We start from the raw sequence: 14,157 nt of genomic DNA, 5'->3' as shown, positions 1-14,157 counted from the left end.
CGGCAGATGCTCCCGCCGCCTACGTGGCGGGGTGGTCCAACCGGTCAAAACAGATGGTCCCCAGGTGGGCGATGTAGCCACTGAAGTCGGCCCCGCGCTCCTGCGGCCGAGGCACCAGGGTGCAGCAGCCCTCTCCCGGACGGCGTCCCCGCAGCTCACCACCCCCGACAGTTCGTCCACAAGGCACACGATCACAGAGCCAGCCGACACCCGCCCGAGCGCCCAGACCACCGGCCTGCTCTCCCACGCCCTGGACGACTGCCCCGTGGAAGACCTCCGCGGCTCAGTGATCTTCGCGGGCCTCGCCTCCTCCGGCCACCTGATCTCCCTGCCTGACGCGGCCCTGCCCGAAGCCCGGGCGATCTGCACCACGCCCCCGGACCAACTCCCGGCAGCCGGGCCGACTACCCCCACCGCACCACACCGCACGACCGAAGAGGACAACTCGTGACTCCACCGAAGCCGACCTCACCGAAGGACACCGACGCCCGGAAGAAGAAGCAGCGCGTCTTCCCGGCGGACTTTGACGAGTTCGTCACTGCGACCGCGGCCGAACTTGGCGACGGCTGGACCGTCGACGTCGGCAACAAGCCCCACCCGAAGCTGTCCGCTTACCTCACGCACCCCGACGGCCGCCGCATCGGCATCAAGCACCTCTGGCGCGGCGAGACCGTCCAGATCTGGGCACTCGTCGTCCCACCCCGCGAGTTCGACAACGACAGCGACGCCGAGGCGTACGCCAACAGCCTCAAGCAGCTCACCCCCGGCATCCGCTACAACGTCGGCGTCTGCTTCACGAACAACCCACCCGCCGCGACCGCAGCGAAGAACATCCGCACCCGGCTCCTGCCCGCCTTCGACGGCAAACGCCCACCGCTGCGAGCCTTCTCGAAGAAGCGCTCCCGCCGTACCTCGGTGACGGAGAAGACCCCGGCAAACGCCAACGTGACGACGCTCAGCAGCACCAAACGATCGGCGGACCGCCCCGAGCCGGAAGAGACCACCGCGAAGCCTGCCGCCCCGGCGAAGACCCCAGGCCGTACGACCAAGAAGGCACAGCCCACCGAGGAAGAGACCGAGCCGAAGAAGCGACCGGCTGCACGCCGGTCACGGCGCTCCACACCGCCTGCTGACAAGGCAAAGACGGAGAAGGAGCCCAAGGCCCAGGAGACGAGAACGACAGAGACCAGCTCCAGTGGCTGATCGACGCCCTGGGTGCGGGGGCCCGATACGGCGCCGCGCACCCTCCACATGCCAATCGACCTGAGTACTGCCATCCCCATCTTGTGCATCTTCGCCTGGATCCCAGGGCCTGCACTCACTCCAGTGCGATGCCGCGGCCCAGAGCCCACGGCATTAGAAATTCCCCAGGTCAGGTGGGGTAACAGTCGCCCGGACTGACACCGCGATCCCGGGGGAAGTGCCTGACGCCAGCAGGCCGTCCGCTCCGGCCTGGCCGGGGGTGGCTCGTCCGGCGGCCAAGGGCGCGGGTCTGCATGTCGTCCACTCCAGAGAGCAAATGGCCCGACCCCTGAGGGCCGGGCCACTCGCGGTACTCAGCCGGTCAGACCGGCGGCTGGCGGTACGCCTTGCGCCGGAACGCCGCCTTGGTCCCCGGTCCGGCGATGCCGTCGAGGGCACCGGTGTAGCCGTCGAACTTCTTCAGGTTGGCCTGGAGCGACACGATCGTCTTGGGCCCCACGATCCCGTCGATGTCACCCCTGTAGGGAGAGGGCTGGCTGGGCCAGGTAGCCAGCCAGCGCTGCATCGCCTTCCAGCTCTTGGTCCCGAGTAGCCCGTCGATCGCGCCGTTGTAGCCGTACATGGTGAGGATCCACCGCTGGATCCGTTTGGCGCCCTGCCTGTCAAGGCCGAGGTTGACCACGGCCGCGCTCGCCGGCCCTGCGAGGCCGACCACCGCCACGCCGGATGCCGCCACCGCCAGCAGCCCGCCTCGGATCAGCCCGCGACGCGAGACGCCGTTCCGCCTGCTCTGCTCCACGCTCTTCCCTCCGTTGGTCGGGAGTCTCCTCCCGGCTTGGCGCACAGGTGAGCCCGGATCACATGTCCCCTCCCCCGTACGACGGGCAGCGTATTCCGGCCCCCTGGCGGAGTGTGACGGCCATTTGACCCACACCGGAGTGCACGCAGGCCCCGACCGGGTGCGCTCTCGACCGGGCGGCCGGATCAGGTGACGTCGAGGACCTGCCGGGCGCGCACGTGGAACATGCCCCGCGTGCGCGTGTAGGCGATGCTGTCCGCGTCCTCCAGCCACAGCTCGGCGTGGCGGTCCTCGACGACCACCAGCCGCTCGGCGTACAGCCAGCGAGCACGGCATGCGGGCTCTGCGATTGAGCAAAGCTCCCTACAGGAGAGCTACACCCGTTCGATAACTGGTCTACGCGGACGGCTCGCTCACGACCGGAAGATAGCGATTTGACCGCATATCATCGGCGCAGAAGAATGGCCGGTTCAACACGGCGGGACACTCCTCCAATACAAGGGTGAATCAGACACCCCTGTGCTCCCCAGAGAGCCGCGGATACCCCTCACTTCGGGAGGGGGCCCGTCGGCGTCCGGGAAGCTCTCCCGCATGGCACGTCGAAAGTCCGCGATCGGCCTCGTACTTTGCCTCGTGATCGTACAGATGGCGAACATGCCGCACAGCGAACTTCAGCCTTCGGCGCTCTGGAGTGACCTCGGCCTGTTCGGAGCCATCGTCTTCCTTGTCCTGCTGTGCATCGGCCCAAGAAAGAAGAAAGAAGCGGGAAGTGATGCATGGAACACCGGTTCCAGGTGGGTGAATCCACTGGTGTCGCCCCCGACAAACGGGGAAGTGAACCCGCGCCGCGAAGGGCAAGCGGTGCTCACGGAACCGAAGCAGGTGACCGATCAGGGCGTCGAAGCCGCACAGGTCAGTGTCCGTCCCCGAACAGCCTCGGCGAGGACGCGACGGGGACAGCACGGGGACACACCCCACCCGACGGGGACACAACGGGGACGTAGTGCGTGGGAGACTTCGAGAGTGCCCAGGACTGTTCGGGACTCGATGGGACTGAATCCGCGCAGGTCAGAGCCCATAAGGAGGCCCAGCGCACCCACACGCGCCGCTTCCTGCCTGCTCAGCCCGCTCCCGCCTCACCAGCCCAAAAACGATCTTGGCTTTCTCCTAAAGCGGGCGTCGCAGGTTCGAATCCTGCCGGGGCACAACGCGTTACCGCTTCCTACTCGGCCTCGGACTCCTCGTCCGGGGCCGTTTGCGTGAGCAGGCGGATGGCCAGGCTCCGAAGTTCCCCCAATGGATCAGCGTGATCCGGCACAGGCGCCTGGGCAGGCTCCTTTGACCCGAGACGCTTGCCGCTGATGGAGTCCTGGGAGTCGACCGGTTCGGCGCCGGTTCCGCCCGCCAGCGGGTCTGGTCCGGCGGGCGGGGTGAGCGTCCTGACCTCCTCGACCAGATGTTGAGCTGTTGCGCTTCGGAGCGGTCGGGGCGGTGTTGCCGGGCCCGGTCGCCGTGGACGGTCCGTCGGCGCAGGTTCCCGTGCCCCGGGTTCGCCCGTGGCCGCTTCCCGCTGTTGACCCGGGTATCAGGATTCCGGCTGACTCGGTCTGTCACTCACGCCCCGGCAGCGGCAGGTCCGGATGGTGACGCAGCACGTCCAGCACGACGCGCACCGCCGCGCGAGGTGGTGAGCCGCAGCGGATCGCCGCCGTGATCGTGCGCGTCACAGGAGTCGCGAGTTCCCTGGTGGCGACTCGGTAACGGCGGTCGACCGCCAGGCCGGGCAGCAGCGCGATCGACAGCCCGGCCTCGACGTGCTGCAGGGTCATCATGTAGTTGCTGAACCGGCACACCACCCGCGGCTCGAACCTCGACTGGCGGCACAGTCGTAGCGCGAGATTCGCCATGTACGACTGTGGCATGTCGAACGCCCACGGCTCGTCCGCGCAGGCCGCGAGGTCCACGGCACCGCGCCCGGCCGCGGGATGCTCGGGCGGGACCACCAGCAAGATCGGATCCGTGGCCAGCGGCACGAGGTCGAGATCCGGCCCCAAGGGCAGCTCGTCGAAGTCCGTGGTCGTGATGATGATGTCCGCGTCGCCACCTCGCAGTGCGGGCATGCTCTCGTGCGGCTCCAGTTGCAGCAGCTCGACGTCGAGGTGCGGATGCTCACGCGCCAGACGCGTCACCGCCGGCACGGCCATGGTGTGGATCGCGCTCTGGAACACCCCCAGCCGCACCAGCCCGGCCGGTTCTTCGCCGAAGCCGCGCAGCTCCGCCTCGACGCCGTCCATGTGATCGAGGATCGCTCGCGCCCGCCGCGCGAGGATCAGCCCGGCCGAGGTGAGCCGCACCCGGCGACCCGTTCGTTCCAGCAGCTGTGTGCGCGTCTCGGCCTCCAGCACGGCGAGCTGCTGAGACACGCTCGACGGACTCAGGTTGGCGGCCTGGGCGACCGCCCGGACGGTGCCCAGCGTGTCCAGCTGGCTCAGCAGCCGCAGCCTCCAGGGGTTCATCACGCCCTCATTCTTGTGCGGCTTTGCCGAACAGGACAGCCGGAATTGTGTGATGGACGTGTCGCTCGAGCGCGGCTTACCGTCGGGGCATGGCTGCTTCGACCACCGCCGCGCCGTCCGCCGAAACCTTCTGGGCCGATGCCGACAGGCACCTCGTGCGCTACGGCGGCACCTTCACCCGCGAGATCATCGACCGCGCCGCCGGGAGTTTCCTGTTCACCGCGGACGGCCGGAAGATCCTCGACTTCACCTCCGGCCAGATGAGCGCGATCCTCGGCCACTCGCACCCGGAGATCGTCGCGACCGTCCAGCGGCAGGTCGCGACCCTCGACCACCTCTACAGCGGCATGCTCAGCCGCCCGGTGGTCGACCTCGCCCGGCGGCTGGCCGCTACGTTGCCCGCTCCGCTGGAGAAGGCGCTGCTGCTGACGACCGGCGCCGAGTCGAACGAAGCCGCCATCCGGATGGCCAAGCTCGTCACCGGCAGGCACGAGATCGTCTCGTTCGCGCGATCCTGGCACGGCATGACGCAGGCCGCCGCGTCCGCCACCTACAGCGCGGGACGCAAGGGCTACGGCCCGGCCGCACCCGGCAACTTCGCCATCCCCGTGCCGAATGCGTACCGGCCCGACTTCACCACGGCCGACGGCTCGCTGGACTGGCGCCGCCAGCTGGATTTCGCCTTCGACCTGATCGACGCTCAGTCGACCGGCAGCCTGGCCGCGTGCCTCGTCGAACCGATTCTCAGTTCTGGCGGAATCATCGAGCCGCCGGCCGGGTATTTCGCGGCCCTGCAAGCCAAATGCCGGGAGCGCGGCATGCTGTTGATCCTCGACGAGGCCCAGACCGGCCTGTGCCGCACCGGGACCTGGTACGCGTTCGAACGCGACGGCATCGTCCCTGACATCCTCACACTGTCCAAGACGCTCGGTGCGGGACTGCCCCTCGCGGCCGTGGTCACCAGCGCCGAGATCGAGCAGGAGGCGTACGAGCGCGGGTTCCTGTTCTTCACCACGCACGTCGCCGACCCGCTGGTCGCGGCGGTCGGCAACACCGTCCTCGACGTCCTGACCGGCGACAAGCTCGACGAGCGGGCGCGGTCGCTCGGCGCGTTCCTGCGCCAGGGCCTGGAGGACATCGCCGGGCGCCACGAGGTCGTCGGCGACATTCGCGGCCGGGGCCTGCTGGCCGGGCTCGAACTCGTCGTCGACCGCGAGACGAAGCGGAACTCGGACGAGTTGGGCGCACGGGTCACCCGGCGCTGCCTCGAACTCGGCCTGCACATGAACATCGTCCAGCTCCCGGGCATGGGCGGAGTCTTCCGGATCGCGCCGCCGCTGACCGCCAGCGAGGACGAGCTTTCGCTCGGGTTGACGATTCTGGACAAGGCGATCGGCGACGTCTGCGCCGCACTCTGAGCATTCACACTGCGGGCGGACGGACGGCTCCTGCCCGCCCGTCACAAGCCAAGGCACAGAAATGGCGTTCGGCGTAGCGGAACGACGCAGCAGAGCGTGCTGGGCGCAGCGATGTGTGAGCAGATGGTCGAGCACCAGCTGTCACGACCAGGGCCAAAGATCATGCTGGGGCGGGAGCGGTCGCACTGACTGTCAGGGATGTCCTCGGCAGACCGATCTGGAGTGGCCCAGGCGTATCACGCAGGAGTGTGCTGCTACTTGAGCTCGTCGGCGGTGAAGTAGTCGTCCACGACCAGAACTTCGTAGTTGGTCTTGTCGACACTCGTCGGCTGCAGCAGGACGGCAGGCACGTCCTTGGCGCCGTTGTTGTAATCCCCAACGTTGTCCACCCACGGCGTCCTGCCGTCGAGGATGTCGTCGACCATTTCCGCGGCGGCGTCGGCGAGCCGGCGGACGTCCTTGTAGACGGTCTGCGACTGCTGACCCGCGATGATCGACTTCACCGAGGCCAGTTCGGCGTCCTGGCCCGTGATGACCGGGAGAGGCTTGCTGTCGGAGCCGTAGCCATCCGACTTCAGCGCAGACATTACGCCCCTGGAGATGCCGTCGTACGGCGACAGGACCGCGTCGACCTTCTTACTGCCGTACCACTCGGCGAGGGTGCTGCTCATGCGCTTTTGCGCGGTGAGCCCGTCCCAGCGCGGCGTGGTGATCTGGTTGAGCGCGGTCTTGCCGGAGGGGACGACCAACTGCTTGCTGTCCAGGAACGGCTGCAGGAGCGCCATCGAACCTTCGAAGAAGTATCTGGTGTTGTTGTCGTCGGGGGAGCCGGCGAACAACTCGATGTTGAACGGGCCCTTGCCGTCCTCCAGGCCGAGCTTCTTGATGATGTGGCCGGCCTGGAACCTGCCGACCATCTCGTTGTCGAAGGAGACGTAGTAGTCGACGTTCTCGGTACCGAGGATGAGCCGGTCGTAGGAGATCACCGGAATGTCCGCATCGGCGGCCCGTTGAAGCACGCCGTTCAGCGACTTGGCGTCGATGGCCGCGATGATCAGTGCATCGACGCCCTGCTTGATCAGGCCCTCGATCTGTGAGACCTGGGCTTTCGGGTCGTCGTCGCCGTAGACCAGCTTGGTCTTGTGCCCCTTGCCCTTCAGGTCCTCGACGAGGCTCTTGCCGTCGGTGAGCCAGCGCTCGGACGTCCGGGTCGGCATGGCGATGCCGACGGTACCGCCCTCGGACCTGCCCTCGGAGCTGCCCCCGCTGTTCTGGCCGCATGCGGACAAGGTGAGGGTGAGGGAGGCAGCTCCGGCGAGGGCGGCGAGGGCGGCTCTTCGGTTGAACATGGTGATTGTTCCTTGTTCTTCTCGTCGTTGAGCGGGATGACGGCGTATCAGGCGTGGATGGGGAAGCGGTGGAGCGGGCCGGGTAGTCGGCCGGCAGGTCGAGCGCGAGTCGGACGCGCTGCACCCGCTCCCGGGCGGTGTGCAGGGCCAGGTCCCGCAGAAGAGCGCGCCGTACGGGTAGATGGCCGGGTGCCCTGGGGAGACCGAACTTCAGACGGAGCGGTGTGCCGGGCGGGATCAGCTCGGCGCTCTGGTGGATCGGCACGTAGCCGCCGAGATCGTCGGGCGTCTTGGTGCACGGGTTTCAAGGCGAGTGAGCAACCGGCGGACTTCGCCCAATGGTTGAGGTCAAATCGGTCGGCACGCTGCTCGAGACGTCGCTCAGGGCTTTACCGCGCCCCGGCATCCGGGGCTTGCCGACTTTCGCGATCCCTTTGCCGGTGTGCACCTGTACGTGCGTCAGGCTGCGCCGCGGCGTTCCGGCCACGTGCGTGCTGCTTCCGGGGATGCACAGGACACTTGCCTTTCAGCGTTCGAAATGTCGCCACATGTTCGGAATGCTGGCGTGACACTAAGGGTGGGTGTGCGGGGTGTCAACGGGGCGAACTGGAACGGTTACAGAAAGGTGTGGCAGATCGCTTTCGGTCTCCAACATGGATGGGCAACGTTGGAGACGTGCTTGGCGGCGTGAAAGGACCTTCTGCTGGTCGGCTGAGAGGGCGGGCGATCAGAGGATCCATTGGTTGCCTGGACCCCAACGCATCGAGCACCACCCGGCAAATCCTGCGGGGGAGGGTACAACGCGTTACCGCTTCTGACCTGGAGTTTCTCCCTCCGGGAGGGCTCCTACTCCGGGCGGATCGTATGCGCCACTGCATCGGCCGTGCCTCCGGCTCATGGGGCCGCTGTGTTGCACGGGTCAGCCGGGGCGGGTGCGGACGGTCAGATGTTGGAGAGGAGCCTGTTGACGGCTCGGCGGGCCGCCCACCACAGCTGCTGGGGTCGTCCCAGGACGATGGCCTTGCCGGTGAGCTCCATCGCGTACAGGCTCAGCTCGACGCGTCGGGCGCCCCAGACGGAACGGATGCGGTGCTCCAGGTGGCCTGCGATCTCGTCAAGCGATTCCCTGTTCAACATGCCGATCAGCTTGAGGTGGTAGTCGAGCGGCCGAGAGCGCAGGACGTGGTCCAAGAGTCGCTCCGCGACCAGCGTGGACTGTCCCTTGCTGGAATCGTGAAGGCGTCGGAAGTTCTTCAGCAGCACGGCGACATGCCCAGCCGATTGCTCCGGGCCGGCGGTGCCGAGTACGGCGTCAAGGTGTGTGGAGAGACGGGCCGTGTACAGGGCGAGGCTGAGGTTGACCACGCTTGAGGCGGTGCCGGTGCGGGCCTGGTCTGCCAGACCGGAGGGGAGCAGGTACTTGGGCCGGGTGGTGTGCAGCCTGAGCAGTGCGGCGCCCGCGTGTCCCGTGGGGCGGTCCTGTGTGGTGCAGGTATAGACGACGCCGGCGTGTTCGGACAGGCCGCCGTCGAAGAGGGCGACGAGCATGTCCGCCGCGTGCTCGGGGCTGCAGCGGGTGGCTGCCTCGGCCAGCAGGGACAGGGCGTCCATGCCGGGGTGCATCTGGTCCAGGCAGTGCAGCAGGACATGGATGTCGGCCTGTGTGCGTGAGCACAGGCTTCCTGTCAGGGCGTCGGAGGCGTCCTTGTGACGGCCTGCGACATTGAGGTCGATGATCAGCTGGGCGAGCTCGGGCGCCGGACGCGTCAGGAGTGCGTGGGAGAGCACGTCCGAGGCGGAGTCGTGCATGTTCGCCGTGTGCAGGGCGGACACGAGGGCCACGAGATGGCCTGTGGTGCGCTGCTGGGTCTGCCGGAAAACGGCGGCCGCAGCCCTGGAAAGCCCCGCCCTGCACAGGGCACCGATCAGCTCCGCGACGTCGGTGGCCAGACGGCTGCGCGCCATCGCGCTCTGCAGTGCATCGGCAAGGGGCTCGAAGCCGGATTTGTGCAAGGCAATGACCAGTTCCGCGAGTTCGGCACAGACGCGATCCTGGGCGGGGCAGGCCACGGCCTGCACCAGGGCGTCGTCGAGAGCGGGATCCGCCAGCCGGCCGCAGACGGCCAGGATCTCCGGCACGCAGCGGTGGGTCACTATGGCACTGAGCAGGACCAGCACCGCGTCGTGGTGACCGTGACGGTGGAGGGTCCTGGCCAGTTCGGCGAGCCCGTCCGGGCTGTGCAGTTCCACCGACGCCTGCAGAAGTGCGGCAGCGGGTTCCTGCAGATCGGCGCTCAGCAGTTCCCCGATGAGATCCGCCGTGTCACCGACCGGCCGCATGGCGACCATGGCCGGCAGCGCGGCTTCGGCATGCTTGTGCAGTCCCGCTTCGTAAAGGGCATTGAGCAGGGCCTGAACATCGGCCACCGGGCGGCAGCGGCTCACAGATGTGACGAGTTCGCTGGCAATGGCCCCGCGCGGGCCGGTGGCAAGCCCTCCGACCAACTGCACCAGTTCGGGCACGGAGGCCGTCTGGTCGGCGGCCTCGAGGACCTCCATGAGGGACGCCCCGGAAATGCCCTCGCCGAGGAGCTCTTCGGCGGCCTCCAGCTGCTGCTCCAGGCGGTGGCAGCGTTCCTCGGCAATCCGCAGTTCGACCCTGGTGTCGGCCAGTTGCCGCCGCAGATCGGTCACCTCGTCCTGCAGGGCGCTGCCGGCCCGCCTCAGGGCGCCGCAGCGCTCCTGCCACACCTCGACGGCCGCCGCGTACGTGTGACGCTGCTCGTCGAGGTCGGCCTGCAGCCCCGCCTGTTCCACGGACTGCCGTGCCAGTTGCTGCTGGCGCTCGTCGATGGCCTCCAGCAGGGCGCGTTCCCGCAACCGGAGCCGGCGCACCTCTTCATCCTGGGCGAGAAAGCGGTCCTGCAGACGCTGCAGGTCTGTGCCCGGCTGACGGCACGCACTGGCCGCATCGTGCAGCCTGCGCAGACCCGCGATCGCATCCGCGGTGACCGGCGTCCCGCAGTGCTCCGCCACATCAGCGAGCAAGGTGTTGACGAACGACCACGGCGTGCGCCGACTGCCGTTGAGGTATCGGCTCACCGTCCCGGGATCCATGTGCCGGCGCCCCGCGTACGCACGGACGCTGACGTCCAGACGGGCGAAGTACGTACGCAAATCAGTTACGAACGCTTCCACCGCGGGCGACAGCTCGGGGCTGAGCGCAGCCAATCCCGTGGTCCTCGCTTTGGCGTCCATGATTTCCGTCCCGTTGTGCTGTGAGTGCTGCCGTTGACAGCACAACTATGGCGAGAGGGAAGGGGAGTTCGTCTGCCGTTGAGTGTTTCCACGCTCTTCGGCAACACCCCCGGCCGTTGCCGGAACAGCCGGCTGCTGATGCAGCCTGCCGGGCAACACCCCAGGCCCGGCAGGATCAGCCGCAGCCGGCCAGCAGCCTGTGTCGGCTCATCCCTCATCGCAAGTGCACAGCAGGAGAAGCCGTGTCCGTCAGCAAGCGCCCCGCCCGCCCCGCCTCACCGCCGGCTGCTGTCCGCCGCGACATGCGTGAACGGGAAGGGCTCGGCCGGGTGACCTTCGAAGTGAGCGCGCCCAGGAAACTCACCGCGACCGGCAGCGGAGCGGTGCTCAGCAACAGCCTGCTGATCACGGGCCTGGTCAGCGGCCAGATCCCGGCCACCCCCGAGCTCGTGTGGCCGCTCGTGGCCTTGAGCATCGCCAGCATTGCCTACGACCTCGGCCGCAAGGCGATCACACACGATCGGCTCTGAGTGGGCGTTGGCGTCCGTGGGCTGCTCCACGCGGCCCACGATGCTGTGCCCGCGGTGGATTCTGCGCGGCGGCCACCGCCTGGCCCTCGTGCGGCGCGTCCTTCTCCCCGCTCTCTGACCTCTCCTCCTGACGCGGCTTGCGGCGCCCGTTCGTCTCCTCGTGCTGGAGCATCGGGTGCTCGCGCGAGATCTTGTCGCGCAGGGTCATCTCCGCCTGCATGTCCCTGGCGATGTCTTGGTACGTCTGCACGACCTTCCGCTCCCGGACAAGCCGCCGGTGTATGAGGGCCGGTTCTTCCTGGTCCGCTGATCCACGTCATGCGCGAGCCGGGACGCCCTGACGCGCATCTCGGCGAGCCTGACGGCGATGTTCTCGATCCCGTCCGGTGCTTCCTGCAGGGCGTCGAGCGCGGCGGCGAAGTGGCTGGAGCGGATGACTTCCCACGCGGCGACTCCGGCGTTGCTCCGTTCGGCGCGGGGCGTGGCCCGCAGTGCCTCGGCCTGGTCCAGGAGGCGGTTCGCCTCGGCGGCGCGGCCGGCCTCACGTACGGCGCCTTCGGGCCGCTGGGCCAGGCCCTCGACGTCCCCGTACGGACGCCGCTTCGAGGACGGGATGGCCAAGCGCTCACGCTCCTCACGCATACGGGACAACTACTGCTGCTTCTGCTCGTCGCTTCGTCTCCATGCCGAAGGCCTCGGCGATCCGCCGGATCACTTCGCATGGTTGTGGTCAGGCAGGGCGGCCTGGACGGCGCTGGCCAAGACGGTGCGGGCCTGGCGTTCGGCCTGCTCGACGGTCCACCTTCGGCGCACGAAGCATCAGTCCAGGTGGCGGATGCCCCGCAGGCACATCGAACTGGTGGAGAGACCTGCTTCCCGAGATCGCATATGCCCGACAAGTCGCGCCTGATGGGCTCCCCTCCACGATCACCTACAACTCCGAAAACGAGCACCTGATCATCGAGGGAGGCGTCGTCTTCACTGGCGTCACGCCGCGTATGCGCAACTGCCGGGCCAGCTTGCCCGCGACCCCGAAGGCCCGCAGGAGCGGTGCCGCGGCCGCGGCCGCGATCAGCGGGCGGGACAGCAGCGGGGTGAGGACGAACACGCCGATGACCAGCTGCGCCGCGCCGAGGCTCATCGGGTTCCGGGCCTTCTTGCTGTCCATCGACGTGGGCGCAGCACCAGCGACTTGACGGTGGCCTGCGCGTGCACGCTGCTCACGCCGCGACCGGCGGGATCTTCGCGGCCCGGCGGCCGGGCAGCCACGCCGCCAGCACGGTGACGACGATGCCGACGACCAGACCGGCGCCGCCGGCCACCTCACCGATCACGAACGCCTCGATCAGCACCGACCGCGTGACCTGCCGGCGCGAGGTGCCGACCGCGCGCAGCAGGGCCAGTTCCCTGGTGCGCTGGAGGACCAGCATGGTGAAGGTGTTGGCGATGATGAACGTCATCACGAGCCGGTGGTCCAGTCCGATGTCACCGTCCTCGCCAGGCGAACGGCCTTCAGACGACGTCGAATTCGTTGCCCTCGGGGTCCTGCATGGCGGCGGCATAGAGCCCCATGTCCGGCTCATCCTTGATCCGCAGCACGGTGGCACCAGCCTTGACCAGCCGTTCCACCGTAGCCTTGACCCGCTGTGCGCGGACCTCCAGTGGGACGTCACGGCCCCCGCCGACCTTCAGGTCGAAGTGCCACCGGTTCTTGGCGACCTTCGGCTCCGGAACCTGCTGGAACCACACCCTCGGTCCACGTCCCGCGGGATCGATGATCGACTCGGGGACATCCCCGGCACCGGCCGGCAACTCCGCCTCGGGCACCCCCACCGCCGCCCAGTAAGCACGCCACGTGGCGTGCCCGCCCGGCGGAGGCTCAGGCACGTAGCCCAGGGCCTCGGCCCAGAAAGTCACCATTCTCTGCGGATCGGAGCAGTCGATCGTCAGCTGCACTGTCATCTCCATGCTCGGAGCATCCCAGGCAGGTCTGACAGACGACCGGGACGCCCTGCACTCTATTCGAAACATTCGAAGATACCGAACCGGGAACTTTGATCTCTTAATCGCAGTCAGCCAGTAACGTCTCGATTTACCTCATCGATCACGGCCATGAACTGGTTCAACGCCTCCATAAGACGCCATTGCGTCAAGCGAATGTTTCGGGATCAATGCCGAAACCATTGACAGTTGACAGGGCCATATCAAAGCTGTGCCCCGTCGGCCCTACGAAGACGAGGAGGAAGCACGCTCATGAACGACGGACCCGCACACCCGACGCGCCGCAGCGTCTGCACCCTGCTGCTGGCCACCGGAGCCACGCTGGCCCTGCCCGGCACCGCCGAGGCGGCCACGGTCATCACCACGAACCAGACCGGAACCGACAACGGGTACTACTACTCGTTCTGGACGGACAGCCAGGGCACGGTCTCCATGACCCTGAACTCCGGCGGCAACTACAGCACCTCGTGGCGAAACACCGGGAACTTCGTCGCCGGCAAGGGCTGGAGCAACGGCTCACGCCGGACCGTGACCTACTCCGGCAGCTTCAACCCGTCCGGCAACGGCTATCTGACTCTCTACGGGTGGACGTCGAACCCGCTCGTCGAGTACTACGTCGTCGACAACTGGGGCACCTACCGGCCCACGGGAACGTACAAGGGCACTGTCTCCAGCGACGGCGGCACGTACGACATCTACCAGACCACGCGCTACAACGCCCCCTCCGTCGAGGGCATCCGCACGTTCAACCAGTACTGGAGCGTCCGGCAGTCGAAGCGGACCGGTGGCACCATCACCACCGGCAACCACTTCGACGCCTGGGCCCGCGCCGGAATGCGCCTGGGGAGCTTCAACTACTACATGATCCTCGCCACCGAGGGATATCAGAGCAGCGGGAACTCCAACATCACGGTGTACTAGGCCGGTTCGGAGGGGGCGGCCGCGGGTCGGCGGTAGCACGGCGACCGTGATGACGGACTGCCCCCTCTCCATCCGGAACATCGGCGCCATCCGCCCCAGTTCCAGGCACCGGCCAGGAGCGGCAGGAGCGGCACGCTGAACGTACCTCTTACAAAACCCTTT

The 14,157-nt window shown here is 67.7% G+C and carries 11 protein-coding genes, 1 tRNA gene and 1 pseudogene; 6 read left to right on the top strand and 7 right to left on the bottom strand.

Annotated elements, in window-relative coordinates:
- The first annotated feature begins 64 nt into the window (after positions 1 to 64).
- Both ACP4J3_RS24375 and ACP4J3_RS24370 read left to right on the top strand, forming a co-directional pair.
- Positions 65 to 451, top strand: a complete 387-nt coding sequence (locus ACP4J3_RS24375) for a hypothetical protein (protein WP_426537840.1) — start codon at positions 65 to 67, stop codon at positions 449 to 451.
- On the top strand, positions 448 to 1,203 hold the full coding sequence (locus tag ACP4J3_RS24370; protein WP_426537838.1) for a hypothetical protein: 756 nt from the start codon (positions 448 to 450) through the stop codon (positions 1,201 to 1,203). Before ACP4J3_RS24375 ends, ACP4J3_RS24370 begins: the two co-directional genes overlap by 4 nt.
- Positions 1,204 to 1,564: 361 nt before the next feature.
- Here ACP4J3_RS24370 and ACP4J3_RS24365 read toward each other — a convergent pair whose 3' ends face one another.
- Positions 1,565 to 2,002, bottom strand: a complete 438-nt coding sequence (locus tag ACP4J3_RS24365; RefSeq protein WP_426537836.1) for a hypothetical protein — start codon at positions 2,000 to 2,002, stop codon at positions 1,565 to 1,567.
- Between the two features lie 1,084 nt (positions 2,003 to 3,086).
- Between ACP4J3_RS24365 and ACP4J3_RS24360 the strand changes: the two genes are divergently transcribed.
- Positions 3,087 to 3,207 (top strand) — tRNA-OTHER (locus tag ACP4J3_RS24360).
- A 405-nt stretch (positions 3,208 to 3,612) separates the two neighbouring features.
- Here ACP4J3_RS24360 and ACP4J3_RS24355 read toward each other — a convergent pair.
- Positions 3,613 to 4,518 carry a LysR family transcriptional regulator gene (locus tag ACP4J3_RS24355; protein WP_426537834.1) on the bottom strand — a complete coding sequence of 302 codons (906 nt, stop codon included), beginning with the start codon at positions 4,516 to 4,518 and terminating at the stop codon, positions 3,613 to 3,615.
- Positions 4,519 to 4,607: 89 nt separating this feature from the next.
- Between ACP4J3_RS24355 and ACP4J3_RS24350 the strand changes: the two genes are divergently transcribed.
- The gene (locus tag ACP4J3_RS24350) at positions 4,608 to 5,936 is read left to right on the top strand and encodes an aspartate aminotransferase family protein (RefSeq protein ID WP_426537833.1); all 1,329 of its coding nucleotides are present in this window, start codon (positions 4,608 to 4,610) and stop codon (positions 5,934 to 5,936) included.
- 254 nt (positions 5,937 to 6,190) lie between these two features.
- Here the strand turns inward: ACP4J3_RS24350 and chvE are convergent, their stop codons facing one another.
- Entirely contained in the window at positions 6,191 to 7,285 is a 1,095-nt protein-coding gene (gene chvE, locus ACP4J3_RS24345) for a multiple monosaccharide ABC transporter substrate-binding protein (protein ID WP_426537831.1), read from the bottom strand.
- A 942-nt stretch (positions 7,286 to 8,227) separates the two neighbouring features.
- Positions 8,228 to 10,516, bottom strand: a complete 2,289-nt coding sequence (locus tag ACP4J3_RS24340; protein ID WP_426537829.1) for a hypothetical protein — start codon at positions 10,514 to 10,516, stop codon at positions 8,228 to 8,230.
- 269 nt (positions 10,517 to 10,785) lie between these two features.
- Between ACP4J3_RS24340 and ACP4J3_RS24335 the strand changes: the two genes are divergently transcribed.
- Positions 10,786 to 11,073 (top strand): hypothetical protein, encoded by a 288-nt coding sequence (locus ACP4J3_RS24335; protein ID WP_426537827.1) that lies wholly within the window; start codon positions 10,786 to 10,788, stop codon positions 11,071 to 11,073.
- Positions 11,074 to 11,277: 204 nt separating this feature from the next.
- Here the strand turns inward: ACP4J3_RS24335 and ACP4J3_RS24330 are convergent, their stop codons facing one another.
- From ACP4J3_RS24330 to ACP4J3_RS24320, 3 genes and pseudogenes are all read right to left on the bottom strand, one after another.
- Entirely contained in the window at positions 11,278 to 11,694 is a 417-nt protein-coding gene (locus ACP4J3_RS24330; protein ID WP_426537825.1) for a hypothetical protein, read from the bottom strand.
- A 334-nt stretch (positions 11,695 to 12,028) separates the two neighbouring features.
- Positions 12,029 to 12,536, bottom strand: a pseudogene (locus ACP4J3_RS24325) (ABC transporter permease); the annotation flags it as partial.
- A 49-nt stretch (positions 12,537 to 12,585) separates the two neighbouring features.
- Positions 12,586 to 13,041: a VOC family protein gene (locus tag ACP4J3_RS24320; RefSeq protein WP_426537823.1), complete on the bottom strand. Its 456-nt coding sequence runs from the start codon at positions 13,039 to 13,041 to the stop codon at positions 12,586 to 12,588.
- 285 nt (positions 13,042 to 13,326) lie between these two features.
- Here ACP4J3_RS24320 and ACP4J3_RS24315 point away from each other — a divergent pair, with 285 nt between their 5' ends.
- The gene (locus ACP4J3_RS24315; protein WP_426537821.1) at positions 13,327 to 13,995 is read left to right on the top strand and encodes a glycoside hydrolase family 11 protein; all 669 of its coding nucleotides are present in this window, start codon (positions 13,327 to 13,329) and stop codon (positions 13,993 to 13,995) included.
- Positions 13,996 to 14,157 lie beyond the last annotated feature (162 nt).

It is taken from the genome of Streptomyces sp. UG1 (assembly GCF_049974585.1).
GTDB lineage: Bacteria > Actinomycetota > Actinomycetes > Streptomycetales > Streptomycetaceae > Streptomyces.
Note: the sequence above shows the minus strand (reverse complement) of the source record. Positions and strands in the feature narration are given on the sequence as shown.